Annotated in this window: 16 protein-coding genes; 6 read left to right on the top strand and 10 right to left on the bottom strand. The window is 71.3% G+C overall.

Going from position 1 to position 20747, the window contains the following annotated elements; translation table 11 throughout:
* Window positions 1-46: 46 nt before the first annotated feature.
* Together KIH74_RS20530 and KIH74_RS20525 are read left to right on the top strand one after the other, a co-directional pair.
* On the top strand, window positions 47-427 hold the full coding sequence (locus KIH74_RS20530; RefSeq protein ID WP_214157626.1) for a phage holin family protein: 381 nt from the start codon (window positions 47-49) through the stop codon (window positions 425-427).
* 410 nt (window positions 428-837) lie between these two features.
* Window positions 838-2163 carry a M949_RS01915 family surface polysaccharide biosynthesis protein gene (locus KIH74_RS20525; protein ID WP_214157625.1) on the top strand — a complete coding sequence of 442 codons (1326 nt, stop codon included), beginning with the start codon at window positions 838-840 and terminating at the stop codon, window positions 2161-2163.
* Window positions 2164-2225: 62 nt separating this feature from the next.
* Here KIH74_RS20525 and KIH74_RS20520 read toward each other — a convergent pair whose 3' ends face one another.
* From KIH74_RS20520 to KIH74_RS20510, 3 genes are read right to left on the bottom strand one after another with little or no spacing between them, the layout of a single operon-like run.
* Window positions 2226-3914 (bottom strand): IucA/IucC family protein, encoded by a 1689-nt coding sequence (locus tag KIH74_RS20520; RefSeq protein ID WP_214157624.1) that lies wholly within the window; start codon window positions 3912-3914, stop codon window positions 2226-2228.
* Complete coding sequence (locus KIH74_RS20515; protein ID WP_214157623.1) at window positions 3911-5809, bottom strand: IucA/IucC family protein; 1899 nt, start codon at window positions 5807-5809, stop codon at window positions 3911-3913. Before KIH74_RS20515 ends, KIH74_RS20520 begins: the two co-directional genes overlap by 4 nt.
* On the bottom strand, window positions 5806-7017 hold the full coding sequence (locus KIH74_RS20510; protein ID WP_214157622.1) for an ATP-grasp domain-containing protein: 1212 nt from the start codon (window positions 7015-7017) through the stop codon (window positions 5806-5808). Before KIH74_RS20510 ends, KIH74_RS20515 begins: the two co-directional genes overlap by 4 nt.
* 485 nt (window positions 7018-7502) lie before the next feature.
* Here KIH74_RS20510 and KIH74_RS20505 point away from each other — a divergent pair, with 485 nt between their 5' ends.
* Window positions 7503-8141: a (2Fe-2S)-binding protein gene (locus tag KIH74_RS20505; RefSeq protein WP_214157621.1), complete on the top strand. Its 639-nt coding sequence runs from the start codon at window positions 7503-7505 to the stop codon at window positions 8139-8141.
* Here KIH74_RS20505 and KIH74_RS20500 read toward each other — a convergent pair.
* A complete protein-coding gene (locus tag KIH74_RS20500; RefSeq protein WP_214157620.1) occupies window positions 8093-9547 on the bottom strand; it encodes an MFS transporter in 1455 nt (484 codons plus the stop codon). The genes KIH74_RS20505 and KIH74_RS20500 overlap by 49 nt on opposite strands.
* Before the next feature lie 97 nt (window positions 9548-9644).
* Here KIH74_RS20500 and KIH74_RS20495 point away from each other — a divergent pair, with 97 nt between their 5' ends.
* Window positions 9645-10253 (top strand): TetR/AcrR family transcriptional regulator, encoded by a 609-nt coding sequence (locus KIH74_RS20495; protein ID WP_214157619.1) that lies wholly within the window; start codon window positions 9645-9647, stop codon window positions 10251-10253.
* A gap of 261 nt (window positions 10254-10514) precedes the next feature.
* Here the strand turns inward: KIH74_RS20495 and KIH74_RS20490 are convergent, their stop codons facing one another.
* The 3 genes from KIH74_RS20490 to KIH74_RS20480 are packed head-to-tail and all read right to left on the bottom strand — an operon-like array spanning window position 10515 to window position 13317.
* Window positions 10515-11279 carry an ATP-binding cassette domain-containing protein gene (locus tag KIH74_RS20490; protein WP_372492108.1) on the bottom strand — a complete coding sequence of 255 codons (765 nt, stop codon included), beginning with the start codon at window positions 11277-11279 and terminating at the stop codon, window positions 10515-10517.
* Between the two features lie 11 nt (window positions 11280-11290).
* The gene (locus KIH74_RS20485; RefSeq protein ID WP_214157617.1) at window positions 11291-12340 is read right to left on the bottom strand and encodes an ABC transporter permease; all 1050 of its coding nucleotides are present in this window, start codon (window positions 12338-12340) and stop codon (window positions 11291-11293) included.
* Window positions 12340-13317, bottom strand: coding sequence for a substrate-binding domain-containing protein (locus tag KIH74_RS20480; protein WP_214157616.1), 978 nt, complete (start codon window positions 13315-13317; stop codon window positions 12340-12342). Before KIH74_RS20480 ends, KIH74_RS20485 begins: the two co-directional genes overlap by 1 nt.
* A 652-nt stretch (window positions 13318-13969) precedes the next feature.
* On the opposite strand from KIH74_RS20480, the gene KIH74_RS20475 reads away from it, so the two are divergent.
* On the top strand, window positions 13970-14833 hold the full coding sequence (locus KIH74_RS20475) for an MBL fold metallo-hydrolase (protein WP_214157615.1): 864 nt from the start codon (window positions 13970-13972) through the stop codon (window positions 14831-14833).
* Between the two features lie 71 nt (window positions 14834-14904).
* Window positions 14905-16383 carry a UDP-N-acetylmuramoyl-tripeptide--D-alanyl-D-alanine ligase gene (locus KIH74_RS20470; RefSeq protein WP_214157614.1) on the top strand — a complete coding sequence of 493 codons (1479 nt, stop codon included), beginning with the start codon at window positions 14905-14907 and terminating at the stop codon, window positions 16381-16383.
* Here the strand turns inward: KIH74_RS20470 and KIH74_RS20465 are convergent.
* From KIH74_RS20465 to KIH74_RS20455, 3 genes are read right to left on the bottom strand one after another with little or no spacing between them, the layout of a single operon-like run.
* Window positions 16341-18581: a transglutaminase-like domain-containing protein gene (locus tag KIH74_RS20465; RefSeq protein WP_214157613.1), complete on the bottom strand. Its 2241-nt coding sequence runs from the start codon at window positions 18579-18581 to the stop codon at window positions 16341-16343. The genes KIH74_RS20470 and KIH74_RS20465 overlap by 43 nt on opposite strands.
* Window positions 18578-19690, bottom strand: a complete 1113-nt coding sequence (locus KIH74_RS38790) for a DUF58 domain-containing protein (RefSeq protein ID WP_214157612.1) — start codon at window positions 19688-19690, stop codon at window positions 18578-18580. The genes KIH74_RS20465 and KIH74_RS38790 overlap by 4 nt, the downstream gene beginning before the upstream one ends.
* Before the next feature lie 7 nt (window positions 19691-19697).
* Window positions 19698-20618, bottom strand: a complete 921-nt coding sequence (locus tag KIH74_RS20455) for an AAA family ATPase (protein WP_214157611.1) — start codon at window positions 20616-20618, stop codon at window positions 19698-19700.
* Between the last annotated feature and the right edge of the window lie 129 nt (window positions 20619-20747).

Genomic DNA, 20747 nt, shown 5'->3' with positions numbered 1-20747 from the left:
GATTCGGGCGTCGTGAAGCATGGCCGGCTCTGGCAGGATTCCGCCAGTGGACAGCATCCTGATCAAAGTTCTGGTGAATGCGGTGGCGATCTGGGTCGCCACCGCGGTCGTGCCGGGCGTCGAGGTGTCTGGCGACAGTACCGGGAAAACCGTCCTGACCCTGGTCGTGGTCGGGGCGATCTTCGGTGTGGTGAATGCGATCATCAAACCGGTCGTGAAGCTCTTTTCTTTGCCGTTTTACATCCTCACACTGGGTTTGTTCGCTTTCGTCGTCAATGCCCTGATGCTGGAGCTCGTGGCGTGGCTGTCGGACCAGTTGAACATCTCGTTCACGATCGATGATTTTTTCTGGTCCGCGATCGGCGCCGCGGTAGTGGTGACGTTCGTGAGCATGGTTCTCAACCTGGTCCTTCCGGACGGTGACTGAAAGTATTCGGTCCTAGCCCGGACTCGTGCTCCAGCGGTTCTCCTGACCGCACATGCGGGCGGCGGGCAGCAAGACCCAGGTGAGCGTGGGAGGATCGACGTTGGTCGAGAGCCACGTGAGCCGTCTGCCGGAAACAGCCGGCGGTCGGTGGTTCGAAGTGGCTGTGGAAGGGGTAACGGCACGTGGACGACGAGCAGGGGCCCTGGTGGACCCGCCCGCCGGAGCCAGGTCGGGTGCAGACTCGCGACGAAGACCGCGACACCTCACCCAGACCCTCCGGACCGTCCCAGGACACCGAAGAGGGGTCCGACCCGTACGACACGGAGATCTACCGGCCCGGGGCGACCGATCAGTCGCCACAGGGCCAGCCGTCTCCGGCGCGTCCGGCCCAGCCCGTTCAGCCGGCGGTCATGCCACCGGCCGACTTCGCTCCCTCCTGGAACGCACAGCAGACCGGCCGCGCGCCGGCCGATCCGCCCTACGCCGCGCCGGATTCCGGTGTGCCGTCGCAGGGTGGGTGGGCCGAGTCGACCCCGGTTCCGCAGGCGCCGGCGGATCCGCGTAGCCATCCGCAGAACGCGGCCAGCACCATGCCGCTCCCGCTGATCGGCGACGACCTGGACCAGCCGTACGACCCGGGCTCCGCGGGGTCGCCGGCCGGCCCGCAGTCCCCGGCCGTGCCGCCGCCCGCTCCCCGTCCGCCGAGGTCACCGGTCCGCCGGGTGGCAGCTCCCGAGCCGCCGCCCGCCCCGCCGAAGCCGCCCAAGCCACCGAAGAACCCGGTGAGCCGGCGCGCCGCGGTGCCGGCCGACCGCAACGCCTACGCCCCGCCGCAGAACGGCGACATCTGGGCCACGTTCAGCGGCCCGATCCCGCTGCCCGACGAGGAACTGGCCCGGCAGGGGCGTGCCCCGCAGGCCCCCCAGGCCAAGCCGGCCCCGGCTCCCCGCCCAGCCGCACAGCCCGGCGCCGACGGTCCGGAGAGCCCGCTCCAGCGGTTCCTCAGCGTGCAGAAGCCGGAGGCCCGGTTCGTGCTGCTCGGTGTGGCCGGTGGACTGGTCGTGCTGCTGATCGTGCTGGTCGCGCTGCTCAGCGGCCTGGGCGGGGGCAACAGCGACAACACCACCAGCGCACCCGACCCGACCACCACCCTGACCGGTAAAGACGCCACCGGCCTGAAGTCGGTCAAGCAGCTCAAGGCCCAGAACCTGCTGCGTAAGGCGGGGGCGAGCGCCGGCGGCACAGTGGTCGAGGCGTTCCAGTGGGAAGACAAGAACGGTCTCAACCTGGTCGCCGCGATCAAGGTCCCCTCGTCGAAGCAGAAGACCACCCTGAAGGTGGTGCAGGCGTCCGGGCTCGAAGACGGCGGCGACCCCAGGGTGCTGCGCTCGATGACCGACCCCGACCTGCCGCAGTGCAACAGCGGCCGGGCCGGTGGGCAGGCCGCCTTCGCCAAGCAGGACTCGCAGATCATGCAGATCCGCGACTTCGACAGCGACGGCTACGCCGAGGTGATCGTGGGCTGGTCCTCGCGCTGCGGCAACAACACCACCGCCAGCGAGGCCAAGATGGCGTTGATCACCAACGGCGACAAGTACATCATCCGGGGCAGCGGGGTGCTGGGCTCCGGCTCCGGCGAGACCGCTGCCGAGCCGGCTGCGGGCAAGTGGCCCGAGGGTTTCTACGCGGCCACCAGCGAGCGCTACACGCAGCTGTTCTTCCCGGTCAGTCAGTAGCCCATCAGAACTGGCCCTGTCGGAAATCCTTCCGGCAGGGCCAGTTCTGCTTGACGCGGGGGTCAACCCAGAGGCAGGTGCAGCGGCACGTAGCCGCTGTCCCGGTCGGCGGCGGCCCGCCAGCGAGTGAGCAGGTTGGTCTTGGCCGGCACCGGCTCACCGGCGAGCACGGCCTCCAGCTCGTCGAACGGCTCGACCTCGCGGAGCGCGTCACGAACGGCGTCCCAGAGCGCCTGCTCGGCACCCGGGTCCCGGTCGGCCAGCGCGGCGATCAGGCCGCCGACGTGGTTGACGAGCAGGCAGTAGGCCACCCGGTCCCAGCCGCGCCCGGCCGGGGTGCCGACGTGCCCGCGCACCGGCTCGGGCATGGCGGCCAGGTCGCCGGCGCGGCGCTCGGTCAGCAGCTTGACGCCCTCCAGGTCACGCAGCACCAGCTGGACCGGCATGCCGTCACCGGCCAGGGCCACCACGACGTTCTGGAGGTGCGCCTCGAACACCACGCCGTGCCGGGCATAGGCGTACAGCACCGGCGGCAGCAGGTGCCGCAGGTAGCGCCGCCACCATTCGAGCAGCAGGGCCCGGTCGGCGGAGAGCCGGTCGAGCAGAGCCGCCAGTGTCGGGTGCGGCACCGGCTCGGCCAGCGCGGCCGCGGGGACGGGCAGCGCGCCCGCACGCAGGCGGCCCGCCAGTCCCTCCCGGTAGATCACGCCGAGCTGGTCGGCCGTGCCCGGGCCGAGGTCGGCGGTGATCCCCCTGGTCTCGCGCAGCAGCACGGTCCCCGGGAAGCGGGCGGCCAGCTCGCGTCGCAGTGGCTCGAGCAGTCCGGCGAGCCCGACCGCGGCCTGCACCTCGTGCCAGGAGTTGATCCGCAGGCAGTTCGTGATGAGCACGCTCAGGCTGAGTTTCACGAAACCTGAGCCGTCGGCGGCCACCGTGCGCACCGACGAGGTGGGGCGCATCCATGGACCGCTCGGTCCGAGGTCGATCGCCCGGCCGTCGGCCAGGGCGGCGGGCAGTTCCTCGCCGCGCGACAGGATGGCGTGCTGCCAGGGGTGCACGGGCAGCAGCCGGTAACCGGCCGGGGCGACGTCGTGCGTCATCACCGGGCCGGGAGCCTGGACCGCCCGGAACAGTTCGGACCGCACCGCGAGGTGGTGCAGCTGGAACCGGGCTCCCAGCTCGGGCGCGTACCGCAACACCTCTTCGGGACGCCCGGAGCGCGCCTTGGGTGCCGGGTGGTAGCGGTGCCCGGCCAGCAGCGACTGCTCCAGGTCCAGGTAGGCCGAGGCGGTGTCGGTGGCGGAGGCCGGGGGCCGGTGCCGCAGCGCCTCGGTCAGCAGCCGGTGGGACGACTCGATCTGCCCGGTCAGGTGAGTGGCCGAGGAGCCGGTGACGGCGGTCAGCTCGGCATCCACCAGGGTCAGCAGTTCCCGCCACCCGAGCCGGTTTTCACGATCGGTGACGAGGTGCACCGCACCGGTGAAGCGCGGGGGTGATGTTCCACGGGAAACATCACCCAGCGGCCGGCCGAGGTCGGCCGTCAGCAGCCGGCCGGTGTTCTCCAGCCGGATGCGGGCCCGGTCGGTGCCGTCCGGCTCCACCGCGCCGGCCGGTCCGGACACCTCCCGGACCAGGCAGTTCAGCAGCGCGACGATCGTGATCGCGTCGGCGTCCGGGTCCCGGGCGGTGTGGTCGACCAGCCGGAGTTCCGTGCGGTCCGGCGACAGGGCCGGTGTCGTGCGGGCGTTCACAGATAACTGGGCGCGTCGGCGCCGTAGAACTTGTTCACGTCGGCAGCTCCGGTGCGTGATTTCGGCAGCAGGGTGGCGGCGGTCAGGGTCCGTTTCACGGGAAGTCTCTCCGCCCTGATGATTCCTGAGGTGAGAAGTGCGGTGTCACGTGCGGTCCGGTGCTCCTCGGCCAGTTCCCGCAGCAGGGGCCTGACCCTGGCGAGCAGGGAGGCGACCGGCCGGTCCGTCCCGGTCGCGGTCTCGATCAGCACCGAGGCCACGCACTGGTGCAGCGTGGTGGTGACGAACATGGCCGCCAGGTCGACGGGGTCCTTCGAGATCAGCCGGTGATCGGTGAGCCCGCCCGGGGCGGCCTCCCCCAGCGCGGGGCCGGCCAGCTCCGGGTCGACGAGGCAGCTGTCCAGGTCACGCAGGAGCAGGCGCAGGCGAGGGCGGCCGGACGGTCGGTCCAGCACCACCAGCACGTTCTGCGGGTGCGCCTCGTGCACGATGCCGTAGCGCAGCCAGAGGGCGAGTTGCCAGGTCAGGAGCGTGCGCAGGTAGGTATCGAGCAGTGCGTCCAGATCGCCGCCGAAGAACTCCCGACTGAGGACGTCGATGAGCATGCGCCCGTCCCAGCCCCGGGCTGTCAGTCCGGCCACCGGTACCACCCGGGCGCCCGGCAGGCGTGGCCAGCGCCGGACCAGGACCGCCAGGTGCGGGTCCGCGTGCAGCCAGGTGCTCTCGTCGGCGGTCAGCACGGTGTGGCGGAACCGGTCGTCCCGCTCCAGCAGTGCCCGGAGGCTGTGGGTGAGCACCGCGCCGTCGGCCAGCGAGGCGCGGCTGACCAGGCGCAGATTGAGCCGGCCCAGGGTGCGCATCGGCAGCGGGACCTTGAGGTGGACCGACGGGTCGGCCTCCGGCATCACGGTGCGCATCGAGAGGGTCGGCCGCACCTGGAGTCTGGGGGCGGGAAGAGGCTGCCAGGAGATGCCGGACAGGACCTGTCCCAGCAGCTCGGGAGACATCGCCGGGTGCACGGGAAGGGCCAGGCGGCCCGGGGGCGGTTCGGCCGCGAGCGGCACGGCGGGAAGTGGGTCGAACGGCGCGGTTTCGGGCCACCACGCCGGGAGATCGCCCGATGTGGCTACCTGCTCACGCGGCACGGACACCCAGCGCAGACCGAATCGCGGCGCGTGCTCGGGAGCCCAGCGGCGCAGGCTGTTTCGGTCCAGGCCGACCCGGGCGATCGAGAACGGGTAGACCGGATGGTCCCGGTGCGCGGCGAGAGCCTCGGCCACCCGCCAGGACTCGGCCGTGACCTCGTCGGCGGCCCCACCCACCACGGAGCCGGCCACCGTCGTCCCCGCCTCGGGCCACGCCGTACGCAGTTCCCCCAGCACCACGGACCGCCTGCGATGCCGTAGACCCGCCCCCAGCGCCGCGGCCCGGGCCTCGGTCAGCAAGGCCTGGAAACCGGCCCGGAACTCCCGCGCCAGGTCGGGCGCCACGCCGGCGAGCAGCTCGGTCTGCACCGCGCGGATCACCGCGCCGAGCCGCGAGGCCTCGGACCGGCCGGTCGGGCTGACCCGGATCACCCGTGGCTCCCGCATGACCAGGTCGCTCATCAGGTCACCGCGGGCCGGGGAGCCGACCCGCACCGGCATCCGCAGCCCATTCAGGGCCAGCCACAGGTCGGGCTGCGTCTGCCGGCTCTCCTCGCGACGGGTCCAGCCGATGGCCGAGCGGGGTCCGGAAGGCTGCCCGGCCACCCGCGCCCGCGCCACCGGCAGGAGTTCGGCCCGGCTGCGCAGCCCCGCGACGTCCTCACGCAACAACGCCGTGCCCAGGCGGAGCACCAGGTCACGTTCCCAGTCCGGCACCTGGGGCGGGGCGGACCGCCGCTGCGGCCTCACCCGATCACCCAGTGGCCGCCGGACACGAACTCCGCCGTCACGGCCTCGACGCCCGCGGCGTCGGGGCCGGTGACCGTGACCGAACCCAGGTAGTCCCGGTTCGTGCCGGTCACCCGTACCTTCGTGCCGACGGCCTGCATCGGCCGGTAATCCAGCCGATACTCCCCCCGGGTCTCGCTGAATGCCTGCGGTGCGCGGCGCAACTCGCCGTCGCCGTCCACCAGAATCCAGTGCACCAGGCCGGCGCGGTGCACCGGGGCGACCTCAGGGTCCTTCAGCGGCTCGCCGATCAGCAACCGGAAGAGGTTGTGGAACAAGGGTTCACCGATCAGCCGCGCCATCGCGAAGTCGCAGTGGTCGCCGATCAGCCGGTCGTTGACCTCGACCAGCCGGGGCCCCCGTTCCGTGACCACGAACTCGGTGTGACACGCCCCGAAACCCGCACCCAGCTGCGTCAATTGGTCCAGCACCGACGTCACCACAGCAGGATCCGGCTGCGGGTTCCAGGTCAGGCGCTCCTCGATGAAGTACGGCGGCGGCGACACCCGGGTCTGCCAGCCGCCGAGCACGCGCAGTCGCTCACCGTCTCCCAACGTCTCCAGGGTGTGCAACGGACCGTCGAGCAGCCCTTCGAGCAGCAGGTCGCCATCGCGCCGTGACCTGATTTCCCTTACCCGTTCGGCCAGTTCGGCGCGGTCGCGCACCAGCACGACGTCCTCGCTCGCCACGCCTTCTGCGGGTTTGAGCACCACCGGGAAAGGAACTTGAGCATCGTCCGTCGCAGGAGCTTCCGCATCGCCGGGCACCAGACGGCGGCAGAAGGTGTCGTCGAGGCCGCCGGCACGCAGCCGCGCGCGCATCAGGCCCTTGTCGCGGGCCCGCTGGGCCGAACGCCAGTCCTTGCCCGGCAGGCCCAGATAGTCGGCCACCAGGGCGGTCTGCACCTGGAGGTGGTCGCTGTTGCTGATGACCGCCGACGGCGTTCCGGTGGTCTCGATCGTCGCGAGCACGGCACGGACGTCGAACACGTTGCACGCCAGCACTTCCGGAGTACCGATCCGGTCGGCGGCACCGGCGTACGCCCGCCGGTGCGCATCCGGGTCGTCGGTCAGCACCCGGACCGGAAAACCCAGGTCGTGGGCGGCAGGGAGGAGCCCGTGGGTGACGGAGTCCGTGGGGTTACGGGCGAGCAGGACAACAGGAACCATGTGGATCACTCCAGCACGAGCCGCGCCGCGCCGGACAGCGCCCATCGCGTACCCCGGTCGCACTCACCGGCCCGACCTGGCACAACGCCGACGCGCCATGACTGAGTGTCACCCGATTCCGCCCTCAAGACCGGGCCCGCAGCACCCGACGGGAAGGTGACGAACACTTCCGGCAACACCTGGACCCCCGTTGAGACGACGCCTGCCTTCTGCATCCATAAGGCTAGCCTTACCTTATAGTGGTTGCGCGCAGTGATTCCGGAGATCTCGAAGGAGGCGCCGTCATGGCAGTTCACAATGCCATTACGGCATGCCACCGAGCTACCCACACTTCACATGCAGTGACCAGTGTCAACCAGGTAGCGACGTTGGCCGACCGCCTCACCCAGCTCGATCCGGCATCGCCCCACTCCTATGCGGCACCGCCGTTCGACCCGGTCACCGCGACGGGCCGGTGGTTCACTCCGGGTGAGGTGCTCCAAGCCATGCTTGCGTCGAAGGGCCCGCACCTGAACCACGGCCCGGCGGTGCTCGGGGCCCGGCTGATCGGCAGCCTGGGCTACGCGGCCGCAGGCCGGCTGGGTATCGCGATCGCGGTGGCGGGTCAGGCCTACGACACCGGCCCGGCGTCCCTGATGATGCGCCTGGACGACGACGGGCTGGTGCAGCAGATCGCCGTGCGCTCCCGGCGTCTCGCCGTCCTCCCCTCCGACCCGCTGGCCGGATCGTCCGGCGTCACCACCGCTGAAGACCTGCCGGCCCTGGCAGCCTGGGCCGCCCGCGGAGCCCACGACACGCTCGCCCCGCTGATCGAGCGGATCCACGCACACACCCGCTACGGCAAGGTCGCGATGTGGAACCAGGTGGCCGACTCGGTGCTGGGGCCCGCCACCAAGAGCCCGCTGCTGGCCGGCGGCGACCAGGAGGCGGGCCGTGCGGCCGGGCAGCTCTTCCTCGACGCGCTGGTGGCCGAGGGGGCGCCGATCCGGCGGCGGGGCACCGTCCGGTTCGCCCGCACCGAGCTGGCCGTCCAGTACCTCGACCCGGTGCGCGGCATGTGCTGCCTGTTCTACCGTCAGGACGAAGACAAGTGCGGAGGCTGCCCACTGGTCGACAAGACCTGATCGGGTTCATGTGAAACATCCGCGGAAAGCCGCGTCCCGAGCGCGAAAACCGCCGCCTGGGCCAGCGCGACCACCAGGAACAACCAGCGCACCCAGTCGTCCGTGACGGTCTGGAGCAGGCCGAGCAGTGTCACCCCGAGGGATGCGCCGAACTGCACCGTCATGAAGAGCGCGGTGCTGCCCGCGGCCTGCTCCCCCGGCCCCAGCAGCCGGAACACACCGGCCACGGTGGGCGCCGCCGTGGCCCCGAAGCCGAGGCCGATCACCACGAACAGCGCGTAGAGCGCGGCCGGCGGCAGACTGGCGTGCGCGGCGGCGAACACCAGGGCGCCCGCCAGGGTGACGACCGAACCGCTCAGCACCAGCGGCCGGGCCCCGACGCCGTCGCTCAGCCGGCCGCCCACGCTCATCGACACCAGCAGACCGATCCCGAGGGCGCTGACCAGCACGCCCTGCCTCAGCCCGGCCAGGCCGAAACGTTCGGCCGCGAACAGCGGCAGCGACGCCATCTGGCTGTACATCACCAGCCCGACCAGGCCCATGACGCCCAGGCCGGGACCGAAGCCGGGACGGGCGAACAGCCGCAGGTCGAGAGCGGGCGCACGATGCAGCCGGAGCGCGTACGGCACGTAGAGCACCAGCAGCGCCGCTCCGGACAGGCCGATCAGCACCACGGCCGGGTCGGCCCCGCCCTCGCCGGAGCGGTTCAGGGCCAGCAACACCGCCACGAAACCCGCGGTGAGCATGACCAGACCCGGCACATCGGCCCGCGACGCGTCAGGCCGTGGCAGGTCAGGCCGTGGCGCGTCGGACGGCTCTGCCCGGGCCGGATCCGGCATGATCGGATCCGCACGCGTGGCGGCCAGGACGGCGACCAGCACCACCAGGCCGAGCGGCAGGTTGATCACGAAGATCCACTGCCAGTGGCCGGTTTCCAGCAGCAGACCACCCACCAGCGGGCCGAGCACGGGCGCGACGTTGACCACCGTCGACATCACACCCATCACCCGGCCCATCCGGCCGGCCGGGGCCAGGCCGGCCGCCAGCGTCATCGCGGTCGGCTCGACCAGGCCGCCGCCCAGGCCCTGCACCACCCGGAACAGCACCAGGGCGGGCACCGACCAGGACAGCGCCGTGAGCCCGGAACCGGCCAGGAACACCAGCAACCCGATCACGAACACCCGGCGCGCCCCCAGCCGAGCCGTCAGCCGGCCCAGCACCGGGAGCACGGCGGCGACCGCCAGCAGATAGGCCGTGGTGGCCCAGACCACCTGGTCGAGCCGGACCTGGAACGACGTGGCGAGCGAGTTCAGGGCGACCGCCACAACGGTGCCGTCGAGCACCACGAGCAGGGCCGCGCCGGCCACTGCGGCCAGCGGCCGCCAGTCAGCTTCCTTGACTGCCATGGCAGTCAAACTAAACCGATGAGTTAAACCAATCCAACCGCCAAGTGCGGACGTGTTGCCCGGGACGTCAGAGGAAATTGGTTCTAGAATCAACTGCGTGGCACCTCGGAACAGACGACGCGACATCCTCGACGCCGCCGCGCCGATCTTCGGCGAAGACGGTTACGAGCGGGCCAGCATCGACGCCATCGCCTCCCGTGCGGGCGTCTCCAAACCGACCGTGTACAGCCATTTCGGTGGCAAGGACCAGCTGTTCCGGGAGTCCGTGGCCGACTCGGCGCAGCAGCAGAACGAGGCGTCGCTGGGTGCCATCCTGGCGATGGACCTGACGCCGGACGGCTGGCGGGAGAGCCTCTACCAGCTCGGCCTGGCCCTGGCCGACTGCTCACTCAGCCCGTGCTCGGTGTTTCTGGACCGGATGATCGTGGCCGAGATCGGGCGCGACCCGGACATTTTCGAACTGGTCCAGACCCGGGCGGTCCGACCGGTCCACGAGGCACTGGCGGGGCGGATGGCGATGCTGGGCAACGCCGGATACCTGCACATCGGCGAACCCGGCACGGCGGCACGGCAATTCGTCGTGCTGGCCAACGCCGAGCTGCCTGAACTGACCGTTCTGGGCACCCAGCGAATCAGCGCCGAAGACTTCGAGGCGGCGGTGCGGGCCGGGGTGGACACATTCCTGCGGGCCTACGCCGTGGTCTAGACCGGCGGCGGGAACAGTCTTCCGCGCGCCACCGGTGAGAACGCGGGCAGGCCCGGATCGGCCGGCGCCGCCACGCCCCTGGTCAGACGGTGGAGGCACCGGCGCGTTCGGTCGGCACCGGCGCGCCGGGGATGCTCTCCACCGTGCCAGCCCGCACTGCGCCCGGCTCGCCGGGAGCAATGATCCTGCGGGCGGCGACGAGCTCGGGCAGGAACAGATCATGGTGGACGACGCCGACCAGGGCGACGCGCAGCGGACCGGTCAGGCGGGGTCCTCCCGGCGCAGCTCGTGGGCCAGCGCGTCGAGTTCGTCCCCGCCGGCCATCTCCTGGGTCAGGTCGTTCAGCGTGATCGCATCGCGCCGCGAGTCCAGGTGCATGCGGCCGCGTTTCAGCACCACGAAGTGGTCGCCGACCAGATAGGCGTGATGCGGGTTGTGGGTGATGAACACGACGCCGAGCCCGGCGTCCCGGGCCGCGGCGGTGTATTTCAGCACCACGCCGGACTGTTTCACGCCGAGCGCGGCCGTCGGCTCGTCGAGGATCAGCACCCGGGCCCCGAAGTAGACCGCCCGGGCGATGGCCACGCTCTGCCGCTGCCCGCCCGACAGGGTGCCGATCGGCTGGTTGATGTCGTGGACGGCGATGCCCATCTTGCGCAGTTCTTCCTCGGCGATCCGGCGCATCTCGCGAATCCTCAGGCCGGCCAGGGGATAACGGCCACTGCGCAGCTCGGCGCCGAGGAAGAAGTTGCGCCAGACCTCCATCAGGGGAACCACCGCGAGGTCTTGGTACACCGTGGCGATGCCCCGGTCCAGAGCCTCACGCGGCGAGGAGAACACCAGCTCCTCGCCGTCCACCAGCAGTTGCCCCTCGGTGTGCGGATGCAGGCCGGACATGATCTTGATCAGCGTGGACTTGCCCGCCCCGTTGTCGCCGAGCACGCAGGTCACCTCGCCGGCCGCGACCCCGAGGCTGATCCCGTGCAGCGCCCGCACCGGTCCGTAGCTCTTGCCCACGTCGGTCATCTGGATCAGGTTCACGGAGCCTCCGCCTTCCGGGCCGGGCCGGCGGAGGTGGCCAGCCCCTTGACGTACAGGTTGACCAGCACCGCCAGCAGCAGCATGACGCCGAGAAAGGCCTTGAACCAGTTCGGGTCCCAGCCCGCGTAGACGATGCACAGGCTGGTCATGCCGAAGATGAACGCGCCGATCGCGACGCCGATCGCGTTGCCGTAGCCGCCGGTGAGCAGCGTGCCGCCGACCACGGCGGCGATGATGTAGAGGAACTCGTTGCCCACACCGTTGCCGGCCTGGAGCGTGTTGAACCGGTACAGCGTGTGCATGCCGGCGAACCAGCCGAGAAACGAGACCGCCATGAACAGGCCGATCTTCGTGCGGTCCACCGGTACGCCGACCGCCCGGGCGCTGTCGGCGCTGCCCCCCACCGCGAACACCCAGTTGCCGGTGCGGGTGCGGTGCAGCACCCAGGCGGCCAGGGCGGTGAAGGCGAGCCACCACAACACGGTGCCCCAGACGGTGACCCCGCCGACCTCGAAGCTGGAGGCGAAAATCTTTCCGAGGAAGCCGTATCCGTCCATGCGAGAGATGTCCGGCGCGGTGACCGAGCCGGTGATCACCTTGGTGAGACCCAGGTTCGCGCCCTGGAGCACGAAGAAGGTGCCGAGTGTGATCAGGAAGCTGGGGATGCCGGTACGCATCACCAGATAGCCGTTCAGGAACCCGATGAACAGGCAGAGGGCCAGGCTGAGCAGTGCCCCCACCCACAGGTCGATGCCGAACCACCAGCAGAACATCGAGTTGGCCAGGCCCGCGGTGGTCACCATCACCCCGGCCGACAGGTCGAACTCGCCGCCGATCATCAGCAGCCCCACGCCGGTCGCGACCACCCCGATGGTGGACGACTGGTAGAGCACGGTGAAGAACGAGTCGGCCGAGCGGAAGGCCGGCGCGACCGCCAGGAAGAACACCAGGATGACCAGCGCGGCCACCGCCGCCCCGGTCTCCGGGCGGGCGAACAGCCTTCTGGCGCGGGGACTTCTGCCGCCCGAGGTCAGGGTCTCGGTCATCAGCGGGTTCCGTTCTGCACGAACGGCAGGATCTGGTCGATGTTGTCACCGTCGACGAACGACGGGCCGGTCAGCACCGCCTCACCGCCGCCCAGGTCGTTGCCGTTCTTGAGGTTCAGGTAGAGCGACGTGACGGCCATGAAACCCTGCATGTAGGGCTGCTGGTCGACGGCGAACTCCAGCGATCCGTCCTGGATCGCCTGCGCCGTGGCCTGATTCAGGTCGAAGGCGGCCAGCTTAGCGTCACTGCCACTGGCGTCCAGCGCCTTGATCGCGTCCAGGGCGATCGGGGCGCTCAGGCCGACCACGTAGTCGATCGAGTCGTCCTGCGCCAGCTTGGCCTGCAAGGTGCTCACCACGGCCGCGTCGTCCGCGCCGTTGACCTGGAGGTTCTCGGTGCCCGGCAGTTTGGACGCGACACCCGCGCAGCGCGCCTCCAGCGACACCGAACCGGCCTGGTGAATCACGCACAGCGGATGTTTCGCCCCCTCGGCGGCGATCCGCTCGCCCGCGGCGGTGCCGGCCACGGTCTCGTCCGAGCCGAAGAACATCTGCGCGCCGAGCCGCTGGTAGTCGTCGATGCCGGCGTTCAGCCCGACCAGCGGGATGCCCGCGTCCGCGGCGGCTTTCACCGACCCGGCCAGGGCGTCCGGGGTGACCAGGGTGGTGGCGATGCCGTCGACCCGGCTGTCCACGGCGTTCTGGATGAGGACGGCCTGCTTGCCGGCGTCCGGGTCGTTGGAGTATTTCAGGTCGATCCCGGTGTTCTTCGCGGCCTGCTCCGCGCCGGCCCGGACGGTGTCCCAGAACGAGTCGCCCGGCGTCTCGTGGGTGATCATCGCGATCGTGTAGCCCGAGTTGTCACCGGCGCCGCCCTCGCCCTCGTCGGGCTGCTTCACCCGCCCGCCCTCGCTGCACGCGGTGAGCACCGCGAGCGCGCAGACCGCCGCGAGCATCACCTTGCCAGTTCTGATCATGCGCGAAAGACCCTCCACCGTAGTTGGTTTCGAGAACCCTAGAGGCCGTGGGACGATCTTGACGAATGCCCGCCAGTGATTACCGTCATACGGTGGGCGGGTTCGACATCGAGATCAACACCTCCCGCCCGCCGAGCGGCGAACGGCCCGGCACAGATCCTGCCTGAGCCGCGCGGGATGCCGGCACGGGTGGGCCCGCGTGCCGAAGGTACGCCGCGGCGCCCGGCACCCGGGGGACGGGCATCCGCCGGTGCGTCGGCGGATCCGGAAAGATGGCGCCTGACCTGCGCCGAGCGCCGAACGGCACTTGACGCCGTCACTGCGGGCGTCCGACCGTTTGCATGTGGTGACGAATCGCCACACTCGGATTGCGAGCCCTTCGTAATTGTCAAGTCACCCCCGGTGTCAATAATTGGTCAGATCGGGCGTACGCTGCGTTGTGTGCTCAATGCGGATTGTCGCCACAGCGGCGTAACAATCCGGCAGTAGTCGTCGCAACAGCCGGCGGTCTCCGACCCGGAGACCTGAATGAGGGAGCCGAGTTGTTCACCCTGCACCACAGCCACCGCCGAAGCCCGGAATCCCCCGTGGCGGGCGGTCCCGGGTACAGATGCCGGGTCGGTGAGCACGCCCCCCGTCGCGAGCGCATGCGGTGACGTACGACAACGGCCCCTGGGGGCGCTGGCGCGAGATCGGCGACCGGGTCTTCGTGCGCCGCAACAAGACCCTCGACGTCAACGCCGGGCTGATCCTCGGCGAGGACCACTGCCTGGTGGTCGACACCCGCAGCAGTGAGCGTGAGGGCCGCGAGCTGTACCGCGCCGTCCGCTCCGTCACCGGGCTGCCGCACGTGGTGGCCCTCACCCACTCACACTTCGACCACTGCTTCGGCACGTCGGTGTTCGCCGAGGCCCAGCCGGACTGCGAGATCTGGGCACACGAGCGCTGTCACGCCGAGCTGGCCACCTCCGGGCTCCAGCAGCGGGTCGAGATCTCCGGTTTCCTGCGGGAGTCCGGGGAGGAGGTGCTGGCCGACGAGCTCGACGCGGTCACCATCACGCTGCCGAACCGGCTGGTCGGTACGGACGCCCGCATCGACCTGGGCGGGCGCGAGGTGGTGCTGCACCACCCGGGCCGTGGGCACACCGACAACGACCTGGTGGTCGAGGTGCCGGACGCCGACGTCACCTTCCTCGGTGACCTGGTCGAGCAGGGGGCGCCGCCGTCGTTCGACCACGCCTACCCGCTGGACTGGGCCGTCACCCTGACCCGGCTGCTGGACCGGGTGGGCCGGGTGATCGTGCCCGGGCACGGCGCGGTGGTCGACGTGGACTTCCTGGCCCGGCAGCGCCAGGAGATCGCCGAGGTGGCCGACCTGGCGCGCCGGCTGCCGCCCGACCTCGACGACACCGAGCTGGAGTGGCAGGCCGGCCGGCTCGCGGTGGGTGCGGCCTCCGGGCTGATCGCCCTGCGCCGGGCCCAGGAGCATCTCCAGCAGCTGGCCCAGCTGCAATAGGCTCGTCCGGGACATGTCCCGACTCGCCGTAGGATCGACCGTCCGGCATTTCGCGTGGAGGGAACGATTCTGTGATCCAGGTGGGCGACGTCCTCGAGGCGGTCGGGGATGCCGAGGTCGTGCGGCGGGGCGCCGAGCAGTTCGGCCGGGCGAGCGTCGACACCCGGGAGATCACCGGGGGCGAGCTGTTCGTCGCGATTCCCGGGCCCACCCGTGACGGTCACGACTTCGCCGCCGCCGCGGTGCGGGCCGGGGCGACCGGGGTGCTGATCAGTCGTGCCCTGGCCGACGTGCCCGGGCTGGAAGCCCTTGACGCCACGGTGATCCGGGTGCCAGACACGCTGATCGCTCTGCAAGACGCCTCCGCGCGCGCCCGGCGGCGCAGCAGCGCCTCGGTCGTCGCGGTCACCGGCTCGGCCGGCAAGACCACCGCGAAGACGCTGATCGCGCAGGTGCTCCAGGCCAAGTTCGAGATCCTGGCGAACAAGGCCAGCTTCAACAACCACCTGGGCGTGCCGCTCACGCTCACCCAGATCGAGCCCGCGCACACCCAGGTGATCTCCGAGATCGGCACCAACCACCCGGGCGAGATCGGTCATCTGGCCGGGCTGGTCGGGCCGGACGTCTCGGTGGTCACCAACGTCGGTTTCGCGCACCTCGGCAACTTCGCCGACCAGCAGGCACTGGCCGACGAGAAGACCGACATCTTCAACCACACCCGGCCGGGCGGCACGTGGATCATCAACGGTGACGACGAGCTGCTGACCCGCACCACGCTGGGCCTGCCGGGCGCCGCCGCGGCCACGGTGGTGCGGGTCGGGTTCAACGAGGGCAACGACCTGCGCGCGGTCGACGTCACCGTGGACGAGCACGGAACCCGCGGCCTGATCGAGGTGGACGGCCAGTCGCTGCCGTTCAGCATCGGTGCGGCCGGGCGGCACTTCGGCTACGCGGCCATGCTGGCGGTGGCGGTCGGGCGGGTCTACGACCTGGCGCCGTCCGAGAGCATCGAGGCCCTGCGCGGCGTGCAGCCGCCGGCCGGCCGGGCGTCGCTGCGCCGCATCGACGACCGGCTGCTGATGATCGACGACAGCTACAACGGCAGCCCGGACGCGATGATCTCGTCGCTCGACCTGCTCGACAGCCTGCCCGGCGCGGTGAAGGTGGCGGTGCTCGGGCAGATGGGCGAGCTCGGCGAGTTCTCGCACGAGCTGCACTCCCGGGTCGGGCGCAAGGCCGCCGTCGGCGTCACCCACCTGATCACCGTGGGCGAGGCTGCCGCACCGTTGCGCGAGAGCGCCGCCGCCGACGGTCTGCCGGCCGCCGACATCCACAGCGCCGACTCCGCCCGCGAGGCGTTCGCCCAGGTCAAGTCAATTTTGGACGACGCCGGCCCGGACCGGGACGCCGTGGTACTGGCCAAGGGCTCGCGGGCCGTGCACATGGAACGGGTCTACCTCGGCCTGGCCGGGCACCAGGTGGTCTGCGCCCTCACCACCTGCCCGCTCTACATCAACTGCGCGGACTGCCCCAAGCTGACCACCGGCTGACCCTCGCGCACCTGGGCCCGGCGGCGTTCCGCCTCCTGCCCGAAAACCGCCGCCGCCCCGGCACACTCGTCCGGGGTGGGCGGTGTGCGGGCGTAGAGGGCGCGGGTGAGCACGTCGAAAGCCCTTTCCAGATCGGCCTTCTGCGCCAGAAGATCACTGTGGTCCGGTTCCGCGTAGCGACGGTCCCCGAGCACCCGGTCGCGCACGGCCACGAGTGTCTCGTTCGGGGCCCGCGGCACGCCCTGGAGCAGCAGGGCGGAATCCAGATCGGCGAGGCCTTTTCGCAGGACGGGATCGAGCGGCGGATCGTCGTCCGTCATGATGCCGGGCGCCCGGACGAACCAGGCGATCAGGACGCGCCGGAACAGCCAGAGCACGAGCAGCACCACGACCAGCACCACCGGGCCGACCACACCGGTGGCGAAAGCCACCAGGGCGTCGGCCAGGTCGGACATCGCGTGGTTGAACGCCGAGTTCACCGACTGGAGAAAACTCTGCCCGATGCCGCCCGCCGGGGTCGGGTCCGAGGTGACCCAGCCGGCGTCCGGGAACCAGACCTCGACCCAGGCGTGGGCCTGCGCCCCGCGGATCACCTGCCGCCCGCCGTCGACCACGTCGGAGCCGTCGGCCAGGTAGCCGACCACCATCCGGGCGGGGATCCCGGCCGAGCGCAGCAACATGATCTCGGCGCTGGCGAAGTGCTCACAGTAGCCCTGCCGGGAGTCGAAGAGCGCGAAGTCGACCGCGTCCTGCCCACCGGTCGGCACCGGCGCGTCGAGCGTGTAGGTCATCATCCGGCCCAGCCGCGCCTCCACCGCGCGCACCGCCGCCAGCCGGCTCGTGGCGCCGGCGGCCAGCTGGGTGCCCAGGTCACGCACCCGCTGCGGCAGCGTCACCGGCACCTGGAGCCACCTTTCGTCAATGGTGGACGACGAAACGCCCACCTCGTCGTCCGCCGCCGTTCCGAGCGACGCCTCGCGGTACACGTCGGGGTAGACCAGGCTGGTGACCTCGTACTCGTCGTTGTCCTGCGCCGACAGCAGCACCCGGTCACCGTTCGAGACGAAAGTGCGCTCGGCGTAGTCCCCGGGCAGGTCCGCGGAGACCAGCCGGCCGGGCGAGATCACCTGCGCCGTACCGCTTCCCCGGATCACCACCCGGTCGCTGCGGGTGCTGCCGAGCTGGCCCGTGCCGGTGCTGCCGTCGTCCGGGGTCTGGGCGGTCTGCGCCGAATCATCGCCCGAGGTGCGCAGTTCCACGCCGTCGGCGCCTTGGCTCAGGCTGGTGCTGATGCCGCCGGTTCCGGTGGTGCCCCAGCCGACGCCGTTGTAGCGGTCGAGCGTGGCGGTGCGCCAGTGCGCCGGGGCGTCGAGCGGCACCTCGGCCACGGCGTTCTCGCTGAGCGGGCCGCGGGAGTTCAGGTTCATCCGGCCGCCGAGGAACTTGCTCTGCCAGGCCCGGGCGCTGTTCGTGGCGGCACCACCGCCGCCGGAGAAGCTGGAGTTCTGGGCTATCCGGGCCAGACCGGACGCGGCGGCGGCGCCGAGGAGGCAGCAGCTGACCGTCATCGCCAGCAGCACCGGCACGAACCGCCAGCGCACCGCCGGGGCCAGGCCGGACTCCGCGGGGGCGTGCGGCGGGCCGGTCAGGGTCATCCGGACACCCTCCGGCGGCGGGTGGTGCTCGCCGGTCAGCCGGGTCAGGGCGAGCAGAGCGGCCGGCCAGCCGATGATGATCGGCACCAGCAGCCGCTGCCCCGAGGGCGCCGCGACGCAGGCCAGCCCGAGCACGGCCGTGCCCAGCACCAGGCCGGACTGCACGCCGCGGTGATGGCCCAGTTCCAGGGTGACGGCGATCAGCGACCCGGCCGCCAGGGCTGCCAGCAGCCCCAGCGGGACCCCTTCGGGCACGGCCAACACGGAGGCGGCGCTGGCGAGCGGGGTGTCGAGCCGTCCGGTGAGCAGGTTCTGCGGCCCGGTCAGCGTGGTGGCCAGTACGACCAGGCCGAGCGCCACCGCGGCCAGCCCGGTGCGGCGCCACGACACCTCGGTGATCTGCGGCCAGCGGACCGGCACCAGCGCACCGACCAGCACGACCAGCGCCATCACCAGCAGGCAGACCACGGCCGGGAGCAACCCGGCCAGGCCCAGGCCGAGCGCGGCGGCGACCAGGGTGACGAGCGTGGCCAGGTTCTTCACGCGGGGTCCTCCCCAGTCGGGTCGGTGGTTCCGGTGACGGCGTCGGTCGAGATACCGCGCAGCAGGCCGCCGGCCGGGACCTGGTGCAGGCCGAAGGGGCGGGTGGTGGCCTCGACCACGATCACCCCCGGCCCGCTGCGGGTGCGCACGTCGTGCTGGAACTCGGCCACGTCCACGCCGTCCGGGCTCGCGGTCTCGTCGGGGGCGGAGCCCTCACCGGTCAGGGTGCTGAACCAGTCCAGGATCTCCAGCTCGTCGGTGCCGGTCCAGGCCGGCACCCCGGGGGCCAGCAGGGTCACGTCGGCGTGCGTGCCCGCGGCGGCGCAGGCCGACCAGGCGGCCAGGCGCACCAGGTCCTCCCAGTCCTCGTCCTCGGCCGCACCGGTGACGACCAGCATCAGGCTGGTCTCCACCTCGGGCTCGGGCACCACCACGATCAGTTGCTCCGGCAGCGGGCGGCGTGCGGTGGCCCGCCAGTTCACGTGGCGCAGGTCGTCGCCGTGACGCCATTCGCGCAGGGCGTGGGGTTCGGAACCGGGCTGGACGGCGCGGGCGCCCCCGGCGTCCTCAGGTGTGAGGTGACCACTGGCGATCTCGACGGCCGGCACCCGGGCCGGGTGCACCACCAACTCGGCCTGGACGCGGATGCGCCGGGTGTGGTGGGCCATGCCGAACGGCGCGGTGGTACCCAGCCGGATCTCGTGCCCCACGGCGCGGCCACGGCGCACCGCCCGCCGGTCGAACACGAACTCGGCCTGGCAGCCGGAGGCCAGCGGCGGCACCGAGAAGGCGATCGGCGCCAGCCCCGGGCACAGGTGCAGCACGCCGAGGCCGGGCAGGCTGCGCGGGCCGTCGTTGCGCACGGTCAGCACCTGCTCGGCCTGGTCGCCCGCGACCAGGCGGCGCGGCGAACGGAACGACACCGACACCGATCTCAGGTCGGGACGCAGGAACTGCGCCAGCAGCACCGGTGAGGCGAGCGCGCAGGCCACCAGCAGCAGCCAGGGGTTGAAGGCCCGCACCGCGATCGCGGCCAGCACCGAGGCCAGCATGATCGCCAGCCAGCCACCCGGCGTGATCGGCCGGAGCAGCCGGAATTCGCGGCTCACCTCGGTCTCACGCCGGAACCGGGACCGGCTGGGCACTCACCAGCTCGCCGATCAGGGTCTCCACCGCGGTCGCCACGGCCGGCACCACGCGGTGGGCGAGCACCGGCACGGCCAGCTCCGCGACGTCCTCCGGGGTCACGTACTCGCGCCCGTGCAGCACCGAGCGGGCCTGGGCACAGCGCACCAGCGAGATCGCCGCGCGGGACCCGGCTCCGGCCCGGATGCGCTGGTCGCTGCGGGTGGAGCGGGTGAGTTTCACGGCATACTCCAGCACCGGTTCGGCCAGGAAGACCGCGCGCACCGCCTGGCGCAGGTCGTTCAGCCCCGGCGGGTCGAGCACGGCTTCCAGGGTGTGCACGGTCGGGCCGGTGAGCTGTTCGCGCACCACGGTGAACTCGTCCACGGCGGTCAGCGGTTTCAGGTGGAGACGCACGTCGAAGCGGTCCAGCTGGCCCTCCGGCAGCGGGTAGGTGCCGTGTTGCTCCAGCGGGTTCTGCGTGGCCACCAGGAAGAAGTTGGGCGGGACCGGATGCCGCACGCCGTCCACCGTGACCCTCCGCTCGGCCATCACCTCCAGCAGCGCGGACTGGGTGCGCGGGGGCATCCGGTTCAGCTCGTCCACCAGCAGCACGTCGGCGAACACCGGGCCGGGCACGAAGCTGAACTCGCGCCGGCTGGGGTCCCAGACCGCGGAGCCGGTGATGTCGGACGGCATCAGGTCGGCCGTGGCCTGTACGCGCTGGAACACACCGCCGACCGTGCGGGCCACAGACTGTGCAAGGGTTGTCTTGCCGGTTCCCGGCGCGTCCTCGATCAGGACGTGCCCGCCGGCGAGGACGGCGATGGTCAGCAGCTCCACCGCCGCGTGTTGTCCCCGGACCACCTGCTCGATGTTCGCCACCAGGCGGGCGGCGGGCGCGACGTCCATGCACTCTTGCGTCGGCAGCACGGGGCCGTGGCTGAACGTGGCCCGCACGTGACGATCCGGTACCGGTCGGTTGTTCCTGAGTGGGGCTCATGGGTGAGTCGGCTAGGGTTCGCGATCGGTCAAGCCCTC

The sequence above is a fragment of the Kineosporia corallincola genome, assembly GCF_018499875.1.
Classification (GTDB): domain Bacteria; phylum Actinomycetota; class Actinomycetes; order Actinomycetales; family Kineosporiaceae; genus Kineosporia; species Kineosporia corallincola.
This window is presented reverse-complemented; position numbering and strand designations above follow the sequence as displayed.